This window comes from Pseudomonas sp. LM13, from assembly GCF_041381355.1.
Taxonomy (GTDB): Bacteria; Pseudomonadota; Gammaproteobacteria; order Pseudomonadales; family Pseudomonadaceae; genus Stutzerimonas; species Stutzerimonas frequens.
Genome location: NZ_JACBXH010000004.1, coordinates 171046 through 188633, shown reverse-complemented (window position 1 = coordinate 188633; position 17588 = coordinate 171046). Strand labels below are relative to the sequence as shown.

Annotated in this window: 13 protein-coding genes, 1 other RNA gene and 2 pseudogenes; 4 read left to right on the top strand and 12 right to left on the bottom strand. The window is 64.2% G+C overall.

Annotated elements, in window-relative coordinates; all coding sequences use genetic code 11:
* Positions 1-45 precede the first annotated feature (45 nt).
* From HZR81_RS05710 to HZR81_RS05680, 7 genes and pseudogenes are all read right to left on the bottom strand, one after another.
* Complete coding sequence (locus HZR81_RS05710; RefSeq protein WP_063539802.1) at positions 46-426, bottom strand: rhodanese-like domain-containing protein; 381 nt, start codon at positions 424-426, stop codon at positions 46-48.
* Positions 423-2198 (bottom strand): annotated as a pseudogene (locus tag HZR81_RS05705) (SulP family inorganic anion transporter). Before HZR81_RS05705 ends, HZR81_RS05710 begins: the two are co-directional and overlap by 4 nt.
* Positions 2195-3927 (bottom strand): annotated as a pseudogene (locus HZR81_RS05700) (bifunctional protein tyrosine phosphatase family protein/NAD(P)/FAD-dependent oxidoreductase). The pseudogenes HZR81_RS05705 and HZR81_RS05700 overlap by 4 nt, the downstream one beginning before the upstream one ends.
* A gap of 21 nt (positions 3928-3948) precedes the next feature.
* Positions 3949-4812, bottom strand: coding sequence for an MBL fold metallo-hydrolase (locus HZR81_RS05695; protein ID WP_102840229.1), 864 nt, complete (start codon positions 4810-4812; stop codon positions 3949-3951).
* A 161-nt stretch (positions 4813-4973) separates the two neighbouring features.
* Positions 4974-5705 (bottom strand): ABC transporter ATP-binding protein, encoded by a 732-nt coding sequence (locus HZR81_RS05690; RefSeq protein WP_102840230.1) that lies wholly within the window; start codon positions 5703-5705, stop codon positions 4974-4976.
* Positions 5698-6918, bottom strand: coding sequence for an ABC transporter permease (locus HZR81_RS05685; RefSeq protein WP_500127547.1), 1221 nt, complete (start codon positions 6916-6918; stop codon positions 5698-5700). Before HZR81_RS05685 ends, HZR81_RS05690 begins: the two co-directional genes overlap by 8 nt.
* 5 nt (positions 6919-6923) lie before the next feature.
* Positions 6924-8099 carry an efflux RND transporter periplasmic adaptor subunit gene (locus HZR81_RS05680; RefSeq protein WP_500127546.1) on the bottom strand — a complete coding sequence of 392 codons (1176 nt, stop codon included), beginning with the start codon at positions 8097-8099 and terminating at the stop codon, positions 6924-6926.
* 212 nt (positions 8100-8311) lie between these two features.
* Here HZR81_RS05680 and HZR81_RS05675 point away from each other — a divergent pair, with 212 nt between their 5' ends.
* Entirely contained in the window at positions 8312-9244 is a 933-nt protein-coding gene (locus HZR81_RS05675) for a ZIP family metal transporter (RefSeq protein WP_500127545.1), read from the top strand.
* Positions 9245-9248: 4 nt separating this feature from the next.
* On the opposite strand, the gene HZR81_RS05670 is transcribed toward HZR81_RS05675, so the two are convergent.
* The 3 genes from HZR81_RS05670 to HZR81_RS05660 all read right to left on the bottom strand — a co-directional run bounded on the left by HZR81_RS05670 (position 9249) and on the right by HZR81_RS05660 (position 11901).
* Complete coding sequence (locus tag HZR81_RS05670; RefSeq protein ID WP_500127544.1) at positions 9249-9992, bottom strand: OmpA/MotB family protein; 744 nt, start codon at positions 9990-9992, stop codon at positions 9249-9251.
* Between the two features lie 2 nt (positions 9993-9994).
* Positions 9995-10804: a motility protein A gene (locus tag HZR81_RS05665; RefSeq protein WP_063539795.1), complete on the bottom strand. Its 810-nt coding sequence runs from the start codon at positions 10802-10804 to the stop codon at positions 9995-9997.
* A 110-nt stretch (positions 10805-10914) separates the two neighbouring features.
* Positions 10915-11901, bottom strand: coding sequence for an NAD(P)/FAD-dependent oxidoreductase (locus tag HZR81_RS05660; RefSeq protein ID WP_063539794.1), 987 nt, complete (start codon positions 11899-11901; stop codon positions 10915-10917).
* Between the two features lie 297 nt (positions 11902-12198).
* On the opposite strand from HZR81_RS05660, the gene ffs reads away from it, so the two are divergent.
* From ffs to efp, 3 genes are all read left to right on the top strand, one after another.
* An RNA gene (ffs, locus tag HZR81_RS05655) (signal recognition particle sRNA small type) lies at positions 12199-12295 on the top strand.
* 201 nt (positions 12296-12496) lie between these two features.
* Positions 12497-13651 carry an elongation factor P maturation arginine rhamnosyltransferase EarP gene (earP, locus tag HZR81_RS05650; protein ID WP_500127543.1) on the top strand — a complete coding sequence of 385 codons (1155 nt, stop codon included), beginning with the start codon at positions 12497-12499 and terminating at the stop codon, positions 13649-13651.
* 97 nt (positions 13652-13748) lie between these two features.
* The gene (efp, locus tag HZR81_RS05645) at positions 13749-14315 is read left to right on the top strand and encodes an elongation factor P (protein ID WP_011913626.1); all 567 of its coding nucleotides are present in this window, start codon (positions 13749-13751) and stop codon (positions 14313-14315) included.
* Positions 14316-14382: 67 nt separating this feature from the next.
* Here the strand turns inward: efp and HZR81_RS05640 are convergent, their stop codons facing one another.
* Positions 14383-15831, bottom strand: a complete 1449-nt coding sequence (locus HZR81_RS05640; protein ID WP_500127542.1) for an SLC13 family permease — start codon at positions 15829-15831, stop codon at positions 14383-14385.
* A 274-nt stretch (positions 15832-16105) separates the two neighbouring features.
* On the bottom strand, positions 16106-17455 hold the full coding sequence (locus tag HZR81_RS05635) for a class II 3-deoxy-7-phosphoheptulonate synthase (protein WP_500127541.1): 1350 nt from the start codon (positions 17453-17455) through the stop codon (positions 16106-16108).
* Positions 17456-17588: the final 133 nt, after the last annotated feature.

Here is a 17588-nt window from a genome sequence, read left to right as displayed (position 1 = left end):
AGAAGGCCGACATTGATGTCGGCCTTCTTGCATCTGCCCGGTCGCTTACTCGAAACTGGGCAGGCTTGGCTTCACGACGGGTTTGTTGGCGGCGGTCCAGGCATCGAAACCGCCGGCGATCGATCTGACGTTCAGATAGCCCATGTCTTGCAGCGATGCCGCGGCCAGGGCAGCCCGGCCGCTCGTCTTGCAGTACAACACCAGGTTCAGGTCGCGCGGCCCTAGTTCCGGTGTGCCGCTGAGCTTGAATTCCAGCAGCCCGCGGGGAATGTTGAGGGCGCCATTGATATGGCCTTCGTGAAACTCGTCCGCCTCGCGTACGTCGATCAGCACATCCGCGGCCTGGATCGCCGCGTCGGCGTCGGCAATGGACACCTCCTGAATTCGGGTTCTGGCCTGTTCGACGAGGTCGTGTGCGTTCTTCATCCCGCTTTCTCCTTGCTGCATAAATGATCACGCTGCCGTTCAAGCGCGTGGTGAGTGGTTTGCGGATCCAGGGCACGTAGGGCTTCGTACTGGCTGATGAAAACCTACCCGCCGAAGTGCTCCAGGAAGTCGCTGCGTCGTAGTCGATCCATCACCGGGCCCTTCACTTCCGACAGGTGCAGCTGAATACCCGCCGTATGCAGTCGGGCGCTGATCGCCTCGAGGCTCTCCAGCGCGCTGGCGTCGATCAGGTTCACGCCAGGGCACATCAGCACCAGGTGCTCGGCCTGTGGATAGCGGCCGATCAGCTCGGCAATCCGATCTTCCAGGTAGCGTGCATTGGGAAAGTAAAGGCTCTCGTCGACGCGCACCGAAAGCACCTTGGGGCTCTGTACTACGGCGAAGCGTTCGATGTTGCGAAAGTGCTCGCTGCCCGGCAGCTGGCCGACCACCGCGACATGCGGTTGGCTGGTACGCCAGAGAAACAACAGCAACGAGAGGCCGACGCCCAGCATGATCCCGCTTTCCACGCCGACCAGCAGAACGCCGAGCATGGTGGCCGCCATGGCAGCGGCGTCCTGGCGCGAATAGCGCCAGGTCCGCTTGAGTGCAGCCAGATCCACCAGGCTGAGCACGGCGACAATAATGGTCGCCGCCAGCACCGCGTGCGGAAGATTGTGGAAGAGCGGGGTGAACAGCAGCACGGTGATGCCGATTCCCGCTGCGGTCAGGGCTCCAGCCAATGGGGTCTGGGCACCGGCATCGAAATTGACCACGGAGCGGGCGAAGCCTCCCGTTACCGGAAAACCACCGCTCATGGCGGCAGCGATGTTGGCGCCACCGAGCGCGACCAGTTCCTGATTCGGCTCGATCTGCTCACGGCGCTTGGCCGCCAGGGTTTGCGCCACCGAGACCGATTCGACGAAGCCGACCAGGCTGATGAGCACGGCGGCCGGGAGCAGGGCCATCGCCAGCTCCAGGTCCAGCGTCGGCAGGCTCAGCGACGGCAAGCCACGCGGCACTGCGCCAACGACCCTGACGCCGGTGTCGGCCAGCCCGAGCCCGCCGACCGCTGCTATTGCCAAAAGGAGCGCCACGACCGGCCCGATCTTGGTGAGCGTGCCGGCGATATGTACGCTCATGCCCAGTTTCTGCAGCCAGCCGCCGAGTCGGCTGCGCACCAGAAAGAGAAACAGCAGGCTCAGGGTGCCAATGATGAACGTCGGCAGATGCGTGCTTGGCAGGCCCAGGATCAGTCCATGGGCAAGCTCCAGGGCATTCTCGCCGGTTACCGGGATGCCAAGGATGTGCTTGAGCTGCCCCAGGGCGATGAGAATGCCCGAGGCGCTGATGAATCCGGAGATGACCGGGTGGCTCAGGAAATTGGCGAGAAAACCCAGCCGCAGCACCGCCATTGCCAACAGTACGGCACCGGAAAGCATGGCCAGCAGCATTGCAGCCCCAGCGTATTCGGCGCTACCGACGGCGAACAGCGGCCCCAGTGCCGCCGCCGTCATCAGCGATACCACCGCTACCGGCCCCACCGCGAGCGTGCGACTGGTACCGAAAAGCGTATAGGCAATCAGCGGCAGCATGCTGGCGTACAGACCTGTCACCGGCGGCAGCCCCGCCAGCATGGCGTAGGCCAGGCTCTGCGGGATCAGCATCAGCGTCACGATCAGGGCTGCGAGGCCATCCTTGGCTGCCGCCGTCCGGTCGTAGTGCTTAGCCCACGTCAGGAAAGGCAGGTAGCTGGCCAGCCGCTGTTTCATCCTTTCTTCTCCTGGCCGAAATCGCAGGCGTTGGGGGCTTCGGCGGGGCGCGGCTCGAAGTCCAGGTGTTTCGGTTCGGCCAGCCACTCATGGCCCTTGAGCATCATGTCGAAATAGATCGACGGCATCCATCTGGTCTTCAGTTTCCAGGCCAGCCGGCGCGGGACCTTCGGATCGAGCGGAAAGGTGGGCAGCAGTTTTCCGCCATAGCCGAACTCGGCAAGGATCACCTTGCCCCGCTCGACGGTCAGCGGACAGGAGCCGTAACCATCGTAGATCGCCCGAAGCCCGGCGCCGCTGAGCACGCTCAGCACATTCTCGGCCACGACCGGTGCCTGCTTGCGCACCGCTGCGGCCGTCTTGGCGTTCGGCGCGGAGCAGACGTCGCCAAGGCTGAAAATGTTGCCGAAGCGTGGATGGCGCAGGGTCTCGTGTTCGGCTTCGAACCAGCCGTCTGCTGTTCTCAGGGCACTCTGGCGGATGAATTCCGGCGCGTGCTGGGGTGGAACCAGGTGCAGCATGTCGAACTCGCGCACGACGCGCCGACTCTGGCCATTGCTGTCGACGACGTCGAACCAGGCCTTGCGAGCCGGGCCATCGACAGCGGTCAGCCGGTTGTTGACGTTGAGCTCGGCGCCGTAGCGTTCGACATAGGCCATGAGGCCGGGCACGAAATCCGCCACGCCGAACAGCACGCCGCCGGCCGAGCAGAAGTCGACTTGGATGTCCTTCAGCACGCCCTGTCTGAGCCAGTGATCGCAGGACAGGTACATGGCCTTCTGCGGTGCGCCGGCACATTTGATCGGCATGGGCGGCTGGGTAAAGAGCGCCCGGCCATGGCGTAACTGCTGCACCAGCTGCCAGGTGTAAGGGGCGAGTTCGAAGGCGTAGTTGGAGGTCACGCCGTATTTGCCGAGACTGTCACGTGCGCCTTCGATGGCGTCCCAGTCGAGCGCCAGACCCGGACACACCACCAGCGCGCGATAGCCGATGCGACTGCCATCCTCCAGCACCACTTGCTGGTGTTCCGGTTCGAAGGCCTCAGCAGCGGCATGAATCCACTGTGCCTTGGACGGAATGCAGCGGCTCATGGCGCGTTCGGTATTGGCCCGGTCGAACACGCCAGCGCCGACCAGCGTCCAGCCGGGCTGGTAGTAGTGCTGCTCGCGCGGCTCGATGACCGCGATGCGCAGGTTCGGGTCGCGCTTGAGCAGGCTTGCGGTCACCGCGCAACCGGCGGCGCCGCCGCCGATGACCAGGACATCGTAGCGGGGCGTTGCCGCGAGCCGTGACGAGGTGTTCAGCGGTTCATCCGCGGTGGATTGCCAGTACTGCTCCAGGCGCGGCAATAGCCCGCTCAGGTCGTAGTCCGCCTGCCGTGCGGTCTGCAGCAGCACCTGGGGATCCAGATGATGCGCTTCGGCCAGCGCCCAGAGCGACGCGGAGCGTGTGCCGGTCCGACAGAATGCCAATGCCGGCCCCTTGATCCGTCCGAGTAGCGCGCGAAAGGCGGCGACATCGGCGTCACCTATCTGCCCGGATATCACCGGCAGATGGTGGTACTCCAGGCCAGAGGTATCGCTTCGCTACTGGGCTGGCCTTCGCCCTCGTTGTCCGGACGGTTGTTGATCACGCAGCGAAAGCCGCTGCCGGCCAGCAACGCCATGTCCGTCGGTTGCAACTGGGCGGCGACGGAGAGAAAAGGGGTCAGCCGCTTTATGGTTTGCATGTCGACGTCCTCCGCTTGGGGTCACAGCACGTCCAGGGGGATCTTCAGATAGCGTGTGCCGTTGCTTTCGGGCGCCGGCAGCTCGCCGCCACGCATATTGATCTGCACCGAGGGCAGAATCAGCGTGGGCATCGTCAGGGTCGCGTCGCGCGCGGTGCGCATGTCGACGAACTGCTGTTCGCTGATGCCGCTGTGAACGTGCACGTTGTGCTCACGCTCGGCAGCGATTGTGGTTTCGTAGAGAAACTCGTCGCGCCCGGGTGCCTTGTAGTCGTGACACATGAATACCCGTGTCTCGCCCGGGAGGGCGAACAGCTTCTGGATCGAGCGGTACAGCGTCCGCGCATCGCCACCCGGAAAATCGCACCGGGCCGTACCGTAGTCGGGCATGAACAGCGTATCGCCGACGAATGCGGCATCGCCGATGACGTAGGTCATGCAGGCGGGTGTGTGGCCGGGCGTGTGTATGGCGCGAGCTGGCACGTTGCCGACCTGAAAGGTTTCTTCGTCCTGAAACAGGTGGTCGAACTGGCGGCCATCGGTGGCGAACTCGGTACCGGCATTGAACAGCTTGCCGAAAGTGTTCTGCACCACGGTGATCCGGTCACCGATCGCCATACGACCGCCCAGCTGTTGTTTCAGATAAGGCGCGGCGCTGAGGTGATCGGCATGCACATGGGTTTCCAGCAGCCACTGCACCTTGAGATCCTGTTCCCGCACATAGTCGACCAGGCGCTGAGCCGTCGCATGGGAGGTGCGCCCGGATGCCGGGTCGTAATCCAGTACCGAATCGATCACGGCACACTGCCGGGTCTCGGGGTCACTGACCACGTAGCTGTAGGTGAAAGTGGCGGGATCGAAGAAGGGTTCGACGTGGGCATTCATGGTGCTTCTCCTCTCTGTGCTCGATACCGGTAGGGGTATGTTCTCTGGGCTGATCTTAGTCCTGCATTAAGTTATATGCATAGAATTAATTGTTATTAGAGGGGCGGGCGCCATCCGTGGTGTGTATAGCTGAAGCGGCGCAGGTCGCCTGATCGACAGGCTCAGCTCGTCGCCGGGTTGGCCTGATCGCTGACGATGCGTCCATCGACCAGCTGAATCGTCCGCGCGCAGTCCGCGGCCAGGCGTGGATCATGCGTCACCACCAGCACCGCGCAGCCGAATTGGGCGTTGATGCGATGGAACAGCTCGAACACGCTTTGCGCGGTTCGCGTATCGAGGTTGCCGGTCGGCTCATCGGCCAGCAGCAGCGGCGGGCGTGTCACCAGCGCCCGGGCGATGGCGACCCGCTGCTGCTGGCCGCCGGATATCTGCGTAGGTTTCTTGTCGGCGAACGCTCCCAGCCCAACTTCGTCGAGTAGGGTACGGGCGAGGTCGATGTCCGCGCTCGATGGCTTGCCGTGGCGGATCATCAGAGGCATCAGCACGTTTTCCAGCACGCTGAACGCCGAAATCAGGTGATGGAACTGGAAGACGAAGCCAATCGCCTGGTTGCGCAGGTGGGTGCGGGCCTCGTCGTCGCTGTCGCGTGTCGCCTGGCCGAGCAGGTACAGCTCGCCTGAACTGGGCGCGTCGAGCAGGCCGATCAGGTTCAGCAGCGTGCTCTTGCCCGATCCCGACGGCCCGATCAAGGCGGTCAGCTCACCGCGACACAATCGCAGATCGATGCCATGCAGCACCTCGGTTTCCAGCGCAGTGCCCACATTGAATGCCTTGCGTACCTGCTCCAGGCGCAGGACCTCGGCGGCATGGCTCGTCAGCAGCGCTTCAGACATAGCGGATCGCCACGGCTGGGTCGTAACGTGCCGCGCGCCGGGCCGGCATCGCCGCGGCCAGCACACCGGTGATAGTGGCGACAAGCATGGCCAGCGGCACCAGCGTAGGATCGACGGGAATCTCGAACAGGCGCGGGCCGGCGATGTTGAATACCTGCACCAGCCCCCAGCCGACTGCCCCGCCACAGGCCGAGCCAAACAGGCCGAGCACGCGGCCCTGAAGCAGGAAGACCCGCAGGATCTGTCCGCGCGGGCTGCCCATCGCCCGTAGGATGCCGATTTCGCGGGTACGCTGGACCACGCTGACCGCCAGCACGCTGGCGATGCCGAATGCCACCGAGATACCGACGAACACGCGGATCATCTCGGTGGTCATGCTCTGCGAGCTGAGCGCATTGAGCAGTTGCCCGTTGGTTTCCATCCAGCTTTCGGCACGCAGCCCGGTGAGACGCGCCAGACGCTCGGCCACCCGATCGGCCTGGAAAATGTCAGCGACCGTCGTATCGATGACCGTGATGCCGCCGGGCAGGTCGAGCAGTGTTTGCGCCTGCTTCAGGTCCAGGTAAACGTAGCGCGAATCCAGCTCGCGCACGCCAAGTTCGAAGATGCCAGCGATATCGATAACTGCCTCACGGCCTTCACCGGCGTCCAGCCGTAGCTTGTCGCCGATACCGAGGCCGAGGTCCTTGGCCAGCTCCTTGCCGATCACCGCATTGCCTGCGCCAACCATGAATCGTCCGGCAATCAGATCGTTGGCCAGGGGGATGATGCGCTGATAGCGCGGCGGATCGATGCCGAGCAGCGCCACCGAAGCGCGCGCCACGCCGCGCCGGGCGATGGCCGGGCCGCTGATGACCGGTGACACTGCCAGCACCTGCGCGTCCTGGTCGAGCACGTCGCGAATGTCCTGCCAGTTGATGATCGAGCGCAGACGCTGCGCCCGCGGACTTTCCAGTACCAGGGACCAGCTGTCGGGAGTGACAGGCAGGGTCCGGTTGGCCTCGTCCGGCGGGAGGATACGAATATGGGCCTGAGTGCCGAGGGTGCGCTCGATGACATTGGCTTGCAGGCCGGTGATCAGCGCCGTGATGAACACGATCACCGCAGACCCGACGGCGATCCCGAAGACGATCAGCAGCGTCTGCATCCGGTTGTCGAGCAGGAAGCGCAGCGCGATCTTCCATTCGATCCATAGCGACTCGCTCAGGCGCACGGTCGTCAGTCCAGGATGCTGCTGGGAATCGGCCGTTCAGTCACCCGCACGCGCTTTCCCTCTTCGGCATCGTCGAGTAGAACCAGGTCGCCGGTGGTGAGCCCCTCGACGACCTCGCTGAGGGCAGTACCCAGCAGGCCAAGACGAACGTCGACCCGCTCGACCACACCATCCCGAACCCGCAGCACCTGGGCGCGCGGGCCGCTGCGGGCGCGCAGGGCATCGATGGGCAGTACCAGGGCCTGATCGCGGCGACCGGTTTCGATATTGACCGATACGGTCATGCCCTGGCGCAGGAAATCGGCGGGTTCCAACAGGTCGAGATGAACATCGATGGTGCCGCGTGCCGTATCGACCGCAGGGGCGATGAAGCGGACCCGCGCCGGCAGCACACGCTCGGGGTAGGCGTCGGCAATGATGCTCGCGGCCTGGCCGAGCCGCACAGGAGCCAGGTTCTTTTCATCCAGCGGCAGCAGAACCTCGCTGCTGCCCGAGCGGGCGATACTGAGCAGCGTACGTCCAGGCTGGACCAGATCACCCGGTTCCACATCGCGGGTCTGCACGATCCCCGTTACCTGTGCGTGAATGCGTGTCTTGGCAAGTGTCGCGCGCGCGGCCTCAAGGCGTTGCCGGAGCACTTGTTCCTCGCTGCCGCCTTCGGCCAGCGACGCGGCGGCAAAACGCGCGCGGTCACGAATCACGCGGGCCGTAAGTTCCGCGCGGCGTGCCTGCTCCAGCGGTTCGGAGGCGAGCAGCTTGCGCTCGAATAATGTTTCGCGTCGCTTCAGCTCGCGGCGGGCCTGCTCCAGATTGTGCTGTGCTTCGCGCAGGGTGGCCTGTGCCTGCGGGCGGGAGGAATCGATCAGTTGCTGCAGGGCCGCTTCCGCCTCGCGCAGGCGGGCACGCTGTTCATCGTCGCGCAGCTCCAGCAGCAGGTCGCCGGCCTCTACTTCATCGCCCTCGCGCACATGGCGAGCGGCAACCACACCGGTAATCTCGCTCCCCACCTGAGCCAGCGACTGACTGTCCACTTCGCCACTGGCTTGCACCAGCGGTCGCGTTTCCAGCCGATAGGCGGGCACTTGCGGCCCTTGCAGCTGGCTGCGGATCAACCAGCCGCCAGCCAGCGCAAGCACGACGAGCAGTGGCCAAGCGCGGCGGAAGTTTTTGGCGACAGGCAAGACGGACCTCTCCCTGATACGGCCCGAGACGGCCATCGAAACGCCACAAGCTTACGGCCAAACGACTTGCATGAATACTGCCCGGAGTGTCGCGTTCGTGCTGCCAGGCGAGGTCCGGTACGGGCGAAGCCGATGGCCGCGTCTATCGAGGCCATAGCCTCGCTGCGGCGATGGACGGCGTACAATGGCGGCCCGCTCCCAGGATCCGCGATATGGCCACTACCGTTCAAAGCCCCGCCGCCACCCTGCGCGCCGCCTGGCTCGCACAGGCCCAGGCCAACCCCTGGATAACCTTTGGCCTCGCCGCGACCGCAGCCGCGGTTCTGTTCCTGTTGGTTGCCGGCGCCGTCAATGCGTTGCAGAGCGGCGAGGCGATCAATGTGCGCTACGCCCTGCTTGGCGGCAGCGCGGGCTTCGTCGCAACGGCGGTCGGTGCGTTTCTGGCGATCGGTCTGCGCGACATCTCGACCCGAACGCAGGACAGCATGCTCGGCTTCGCAGCGGGGATGATGCTTGCTGCCAGTGCGTTCTCGTTGATCCTTCCGGGACTGGAGGCCGGTCGTGAGCTGTTCGGCAGCGGGCCGGCGGCTGCGCTGACCGTGGTGGTGGGCCTTGGGCTCGGCGTGTTGCTGATGCTCGGGCTGGATTACTTCACCCCGCACGAGCACGAGAGCACCGGGCCTTGCGGCCCGGAGTGCGAGCGTCTGAATCGAGTCTGGCTGTTCGTACTCGCCATTGCCCTGCACAACATCCCCGAAGGCATGGCCATCGGCGTGAGTTTCGCCAATGGCGACATGAGCGTCGGTCTGCCGCTGACCACGGCGATATCCATTCAGGACATTCCCGAAGGCCTGGCGGTGGCGCTGGCGCTGCGCACCACCGGCCTGTCGGCACTGGGCTCGGTGCTGGTGGCCGCGGCATCGGGCTTGATGGAGCCGATCGGTGCGCTGGTGGGCATCGGCATGTCCAGTGGCTTTGCCATCGCCTATCCGATCAGCCTCGGCCTTGCCGCAGGGGCGATGATTTTCGTGGTGTCCCATGAGGTGATTCCCGAGACCCACCGCAACGGCCACCAGACGCCCGCCACGCTGGGGCTGATGGTCGGGTTCGCGGTGATGATGTTCCTCGACACCGCCCTGGGCTGACGCGTCAGGGATTATCCGGCTCGGTCTGCATCACCAGCTCGACACGCCGGTTGCTGGCGCGGCCATGCTCGCTACCGTTGTCGGCAATCGGCCGGGTGTCGGCATAGCCGGTTGCGCTCAGGCGGGTCGCCTCGATGCCCGCCAGCTGTAGATAGCGCACCACGCTGCTGGCACGGCTGGCGGAAAGCTCCCAGTTTGAGGGGAAACGCTCGGTCTGGATCGGCAGATTGTCGGTGTGGCCCTCGACGATGATCCGGTGCGGGCTCGCGGCCAGCGTCGGAATCAGCCGATCGATGACGTCCAGTCCGGTATTTTCGAGCTCCGCCTGGCCTGAGCCGAACAGAATTTCGCTGCTGATGCGGAAGCTGATGCTGCCGTCGTTGACGATCACTTCGATGTCCTCGCCAAGCGCCAGCGCTTCTGCAGTATCACTGGTTTGCGCATCGGATACGGGAGCGTCGATCGCCGGCTCCGGCAGCGGAGCAATGGCCGGAATCGGTGCGCTGGTCGGCTGCGCCTCGATGGCCAGCGGCTCGGGTGTTGCCATTGCGGTGGGTGTGGCGATGGCGGCCTGGCTGTCGCCTTCGCCGTCAGCCTTGCCGGCCATGCTCAGCATGATTACCAGCATGACCAGCAACAGCGTCAGCATGTCCAGGTAGGTGATCAGCCAGGCTTCCTGCTCTTCTTCCCGCTGCGGCTCGATATGCCAGCGGGAGAAGCGGCTGCCCTGGGATGCTTGCCCGTTCACCGTCATTCTTCCTGCGGTCTGACGTGCGGCGCCGTAGGCGTACCGTCGCGGATTTCATCGTCATGATGGGCGATGAACGACTTCAGCGTCTCGCGCATGTACGCCGGGCTGCGGCGGTTGCACATCATCGAGATGCCCTGCATGACCAGATTCATCAGGGCGACCCGCTGCTCGGTGCGCCGCTCGAGCTTGACCGCGACCGGCTTGAGCACCAGGTTGGCCAGCAGCACGCCATAAAAGGTGGTCATCAGTGCCACGGCGAGACTGCGGCCGATCTGTTCCATGTCACCGCTGCCGAGCATGAACATCAGGTTGATCAACCCGACCAAGGTGCCGATCATGCCGAATGCCGGGGCGTAGCTGGACATGGCACGAAACAGCTGTGCTTCCGCGTTCTCGCGTGCGCGCAGGCGGGCGATGCGCCATTGCAGCACCTCCAGGATGTCTTCCTCGGGGGTGTTGTCGATCACCAGCTGCACGCCGGTGCGCAGGAACGGGTTGCTGACCTGTTCTACGGCCTTTTCCACCGCCGGCAGGTCGCCGCTGATCCACAGCCGCGAGATCTGCACCAGTTCCTCGAGGTCCTGGCGGGTGTACAGCCGCTCGTTGCGCATGACCGTCCACAGCAGCCCGAACACCCGTGTCACCTCGCGCAGCGGATAGCTGATGAAGGTGGCGGCCAGCGTGCCGACCAGAACGATGCCGAGACTGGGAAAATCGATGAACAGCGCAGGTTCTTTCGCGGCGAACAGCACAACCACGGCCAGCAGGCCGATGCTCGCGACGATGCCGATCAGAGTGGAGGGATTCATCGGGACTCCGCTGAAGGGGCGTTCAGAAAGCGCGCGATGATAGCAGCTGGCCCGCGCGCTCGGCTGACCTGGATCAGAGCCCGGTCAGCCACTCATGCGGGCAAGGAGGATCAGAGGTTTTCCAGTAGCCTGCGCGCGGCTTCCTGACCGCTGAGCCAGGCGCCTTCCACGCGACCGGAGAGGCACCAGTCGCCACAGGCGTATAGGCCCAGCCCGGCATCGGCCAGTGCGGCCCATTCGTGTGCCTGTGCCGGGCGGGCGTAGAGCCAGCGATGCGCCACGGTCAATTCCGGCGCCGGGACCACGCAGTCGATCAGCTCGGCGAAGGCGCCGTGCAGGCATTCGATGACCGCCTCCTTGGGCAGGTCCAGATGCTGGCGGCTCCAGTTGCTGGTGGCATGCAGCACCCAGGTATCGAGCGCGCCGTCCCGGCCTGGCTTGCTGCGGTTGCGTGCCACCCAATCCAGCGCATCGTCCTGGACGAAACAGCCTTCCAGCGCGGTATCCAGCGGATTGGCGAAACCCAGGGCCACCGCCCAGGTCGGCTCCATCGCTACACTCGCGGCCACGGCAGCCAGTTTTGGCGCACCGGACAGCAATGCGGCGGCCTGCGGAGCAGGGGCGGCGATGATCACATGACTGAACGGGCCATGGCTGGCGCCCGTAGCGTCGACCAGCGTCCAGAAGCGTTCGCCGCGGAATACTTCGGTGATGCGGCAGCTGAAGGTCACCGGCAGTTCACCCAGCAAGCCTCGGGTAATCGCGCTCATGGTCGGTGTGCCGACCCAGCGCAGCTGCTCGTCGGCCGAAGGCTTCAACTGGCCTTCGCGGGACTGGAACAGGGTAGGGGCCCATTGCTCTACCCAGCCGCTTTCCTGCCACTGGCGCACGATCTCGCTGAAGCGGCGATCACGCGCCGTGAAGTATTGCGCGCCGAGGTCTAGCGTGCCGGCATCGCTGCGTTTGCTCGCCATGCGGCCGCCGCTGCCGCGGCTCTTGTCGAACAGGTGTACGGCTTGCCCGGCTTCGTGAAGCGCGCGAGCGGCCGACAGTCCCGCTATTCCGGTTCCGATGATGGCGATTGGAGCCTTGCTCATGATTACCTCGTGTGCTGGTGCCATCGGCCACGCAGTGGAAGTGCTGCGTAGCATGTTTTCATGACAAGCGTTCGATACCGCTTGAGCCTCCCCATCCTCGGACAGAGATCGTCCTTTGGCTAGAGGGTTTCGACGCAATGCGGCAAGCGAGCATGCGCTTTCGTGGCTTGCTGACCGGCGGTACCGGGCTGTCCCGGCCATAGCAAAAGCGCTTGCCGCAGTCTTTGGTTGTAAGTTGCTGATAAGCCGGTACAATGGCGCCGCTCGCCGCCAGGCGGGTTTCGTTATGGTGGGCCCTGCCGGTCCCCTCGCAACGATCAGCCGTGAACCCGGTCAGGCCCGGAAGGGAGCAGCCGCAGCGGTGACATTGTGTGCCGGGGTGTGGCTGGTAGGGTTCACCTCCATAACGCTCTCTTTTTCCCTCCAGATTTTCAGTTCCGAGCGCTCATGCGTCGGGGCTCTTTCGCATGTCTACTCTACGTTCACTCGGCTGCCTCGTAGTCGGCGAGTCCGTTTGGCCGTGGCTGCGGCTCATGTATCCTGCGCGGCTATTTCAGTGGCACGAAAACGCCGTATCGGTTCGAGGAGCATGGGTTTGTCGGTCAAGGCGAGTTGGGACATCTTCTGTGCGGTCGTGGACAACTTCGGCGACATTGGCGTTACCTGGCGCCTGGCGCGACAGCTGGCGGCCGAGCATGGCCAGCGCGTCAGGCTGTGGGTCGACGATCTGGAAACCTTTGCGCGGCTCTGTCCAGCTGCCAGTGCCGATGCCGACCAGCAGCTCCATGAGGGCGTGGATGTCAGGCGCTGGTCCAGCCAGTGGCCGGGAGTCGAGCCGGCCGATGTGGTCATCGAGGCGTTCGCCTGCAACCTGCCGCAGCAATATATAAATGCCATGGCCGGCAGCGGGCGGCGGATTCTCTGGCTGAATCTTGAATACCTGAGCGCCGAGGACTGGATCGTCGGCTGTCATGCGCTGCCGTCGCTGCAGCCCAACGGTGTGCAAAAGTACTTCTTCTTTCCAGGGTTCGAGGCTGCCACTGGCGGCCTGATTCGCGAAGCCGATCTGATGCAGCGTCGGGCCAGCTTCCAGCGGGATCGGCAGCAGCAGGCCGGCTTTCTCGCCACGCTTGGCGTGGTGCGGCAAGCGGATGCGCGTTTGCTGTCGTTGTTCGCCTACGAAAACCCAGCAGTTGCGGGCTGGCTGGACGCGCTGGCGGCTGACGTGCGGACCAATCAGCTGCTGGTGCCGGAAGGGCGGGTGCTGGGTGATGTCGCGGCCTGGCTCGGCGTGCCCGGGCTGAAAGCGGGGGAGCGTCATCAGCGCGGCAGCCTGCAGATCTGCATCGTGCCGTTCATGACGCAGGACGAGTACGACCTGCTGTTATGGAGCTGTGATTTCAATGCCGTGCGTGGCGAGGAGTCCTTCATTCGTGCGCAGTGGGCCGGGCGCCCGCTGGTGTGGCACATCTACCCGCAGGAAGACGACGCGCACTGGGACAAGCTCAACGCGTTTCTCAGCCTCTATGCGAACGGCCTTGCGCCGGCGGCTGGCAAGGCGTTGCGCGCGTTCTGGCACGCCTGGAACGCCGGTGAGGGCGCAGCGCAAACCTGGGCTGATCTGCTGCGGGAGTACCCGGCGCTGCTCGAGCATGCCGAGGCCTGGACACATGCACAGGTCGCCAACGGCGATCTGGCCGGCAAGCTGATGTTCTTCTTCACCGACTGGCTGGAGGCTGTTCACGGTTGACGCAGCGCCGCGCGCCGTCACGCGGCTTGCGACGATATGGGAACAGACCCTATGATACGCGGCCTGTTTTTTGTCTCTAATTCCTTCGGATATTTCTATGAAAACCGCACAAGAGTTCCGTGCCGGCCAGGTGGCCATCATCAACGGCGCACCCTGGGTCATCCAGAAAGCCGAGTTCAACAAGTCCGGTCGTAACAGTGCCGTGGTCAAGATGAAGCTGAAGAACCTGCTCAACGGTTCGGCTACCGAGACCGTGTACAAGGCTGACGACAAGCTGGAGCCGGTCATCCTCGAGCGCAAGGAAGTGACCTACTCCTACTTCGCCGACCCGCTGTACGTCTTCATGGACAACGAGTTCAACCAGTACGAAATCGAAAAAGACGACCTGGAAGGCGTGATGACCTTCATCGAAGACGGCATGACCGACGTCTGCGAAGCCGTTTTCTACAACGACAAGGTGATCTCCGTCGAACTGCCGACCACCATCGTTCGTGAAATCGCCTACACCGAGCCGTCCGTACGTGGCGACACCTCCGGCAAGGTCATGAAGACCGCCCGCCTGAAGAACGGTGCCGAGCTGCAGGTTTCCGCCTTCTGCGAAATCGGTGACTCGATCGAGATCGACACCCGCACCGGCGAGTACAAGTCGCGCGTCAAGGCCTGATCCTCGGCCTGCGGCGGACAGAAAAAAGCCCAGCTCGATGCTGGGCTTTTTCGTTTCTGTGCGTGTGTCAGCTTGCCCAGATCCAGCCGACCAGGCCGTAGCAGAGCAGGGTGACCAGCATCACGCCGAACAGGTTGATGGCAAAGCCGGCCTTGATCATCGACTGGATGTGCATCTGCCCCGTACCGAACACGATGGCATTGGGTGGCGTGGCTACCGGCATCATGAAGGCGCAACTGGCGGCTATCGCGGCCGGAATTGCCAGCATCTCTGGCGGCAGCCCCTGAGCCACCGCCAGGGCGCCCAGCAGCGGCAGGAAGGCAGCGGCCGTGGCGGTGTTGGAAGTGATCTCGGTCAGAAAGGTGATGACCAGCGCCACCAGGCCGATCATCAGAATCAGCGGCAGGGTGCCGAAGCCGCCGAGGCTCTGCGCAATCCATTGCGCCAGCCCGGACGCACCGATCACGCCGGCCAGCGACAGGCCACCACCGAACAGCAGCAGTACACCCCAGGGCGCCTTGTTGGCCTGCTCCCAGTCCATCAGGAATACCCGCTGGTGCAGATTCACGGGAATCAGGAACAGCGACAGCGCGGCGGCCATGGCGATGCTGGTGTCGTTCACGCCATCGACGTACTCGGCCAGCAGTGGCTGGAAGATCCAGGCCAGCGCGGCCAGGGTGAACACTACGGCGACCAGCTTCTCGGCCTTGCTCATCGGCCCCAGTGCGGCCATTTCCTGTTCCAGCATCGCGCGGCTGTCGCCACCGGACAGCTTGAAGCCGCCGCGGGTCAGCCACCACCAGATGAACAGCAGCATGCCGAGGCTCACCGGCAGTCCCAGTAGCATCCACTGGCCGAAGCCGATGTGCACGTCATAGTTCTCGCGCAGGAAGGCGGCGAGCAAGGCATTGGGCGGCGTGCCGATCAGCGTGGCGATGCCGCCGACACTGGCGGCATAGGCGATGCCGAGTAGCAAGGCCACGGCGAAGCGCTCGCCATCGCGCTTGTCGCTGCCGGCAACCAGCAAACCGATCACCGACAGGCCGATCGGCAGCATCATGATGCTGGTGGCCGTGTTGCTGACCCACATGCTGATGAACGCTGTGGCGATCATGAAGCCGGCGATCTGCCGACTCGGCGCGTTGCCGACCGCCAGCAGAGTGGCCAGCGCGATGCGCTTGTGCAGGTTCCAGCGCTGCATCGCCAGACCCAGCAGGAAGCCACCGAGGAACAGGAAGATGGTGGGGTTGGCGTAAGGCGCAGTGGCCTTGGCCAGTGTGTCGATGTCCAGCACCGGAATCAGCAGGATCGGCAGCAGCGAGGTGGCGGGAATCGGGATGGCTTCAGTGGACCACCACACCGCCATCAGCGCCGCCATGCCGACGGTGAGCCAGGCGGTTTCCGAAAGGCCGGCCGGTGGCTCGGTGAGAATGCACAGCAGCAAGAGCAGAGGCCCGAGGAACAGGCCGATGGAGGCCGCGATAACGGCCCCCTTGTTCTGGGATGAATCGGTCATGCAGTTTTCCTTCAATCAGCTGACCCGGCTGCCAGGGCGCCGGCCTGGGTCAAAACGTCGCGGATTCTAGCAGCCAATAGTTAGCTGCCGAATAAACGGTGTTGCTAATTATTAGCGTGCTATGAACTGCATGGGGCATGCGTATCCGGATGCCGAGCCAGTCTGGGCCGTTCGAGACCAACGGCCACCCTGCGACGGTCGATAGCTCGTCATGTTTTGCCAACCTGTTCGACTACGGCGACGGCGGGCCGCCGTATCGCAGCTAGATTGGACCTCAGCTGGGGCGCAGTTGCTTCAGCGTCTCGGCGATCATGAAAGCCATTTCCAATGACTGGTCGGCATTCAGGCGCGGGTCGCAATGGGTGTGGTAGCGATCGCAGAGGCCGGCCTCGGTGATCGGGCGCGAGCCGCCGATGCATTCGGTGACGTTTTGCCCGGTCATCTCGATATGGATGCCACCCGGGTAGCTGCCTTCGGCGCGGTGCACGTCGAAGAACTGGCGGACCTCCGCGAGTACGCGCTCGAAGTCGCGCGTCTTGTAGCCGCTGGATGCCTTCATGGTATTGCCGTGCATCGGGTCGGAGCTCCACAGCACCTGGCGACCCTCGTTTTGCACCGTGCGCACCAGACGTGGCAGGTCGGCTTCGACCTTGTCGGCGCCCATGCGCACGATCAGGTTCAGGCGGCCGGGGTCGTTCTGCGGATTGAGGATGTCGATCAGCCGGATCAGCTCATCCGTGTCCATGCTGGGACCGACCTTCACCCCGATGGGGTTGCCGACGCCGCGCAGAAACTCCACGTGCGCGCCGTCCAGCTGACGGGTACGGTCGCCGATCCACAGCATATGTGCGGAACAGTCGTACCAGCCGCCGCTGAGGCTGTCCTGGCGCACGAAGGCCTGCTCGTAGTTGAGCAACAGCGCCTCATGGGCGGTGAAGAAGCTGGTCTCGCGCAACTGCGGCGCGCCGTCCAGGCCGCAGGCCCGCATGAATTTCAGTGTTTCATCGATGCGCGCGCCGAGCTGGTGGTATTTCTCGGCCAGCAGCGAGTTGGCGATGAAATCCAGGTTCCACTGATGCACCTGATGCAGGTCGGCGAAACCGCCCTGGGCGAAGGCGCGTAGCAGGTTCAGGCTGGCGGTGGACTGATGGTAGGCCTGCAGCAGGCGCTCCGGATCGGGGACGCGGCTCTTGGCGTTGAAGTCGATGCCATTGACGATGTCGCCGCGGTAGGCCGGCAGCGTCACGCCGTCGATGGTTTCGTCGCCTGCCGAGCGCGGCTTGGCGAACTGACCGGCCATGCGTCCGACCTTCACCACCGGGCAACCGGCGGCAAAGGTCATGACGATGGCCATCTGCAGCAGCACCTTGAAGGTGTCGCGAATCTTGGTCGCCGAGAATTCGGCGAAGCTTTCGGCACAATCGCCACCTTGCAGCAGGAACGCCCGGCCCTGGGTCACCTCCGCGAACTGCCGACGCAACTCGCGTGCTTCGCCGGCGAAGACCAGCGGCGGCAACCCGGCGAGCGTCGTTTCCACCTGCTTGAGGTGCTCGGCGTCCGGATACACCGGCTGTTGCTGTATCGGCTTGTCTCTCCAGCTCGAAGGGCTCCAGGCTTGGCTCATGATCGTTCCAGTTATCGCAGAAAGTCCGCCGATGTTACCCGAAGCGCTTCGCCGCCGGAGATAGCGATGGCCTATCGGGCTGCGTAATATGCGCCGATTGCCAACCGGCGGGCCGGACCTTGCGGAGTGCAGC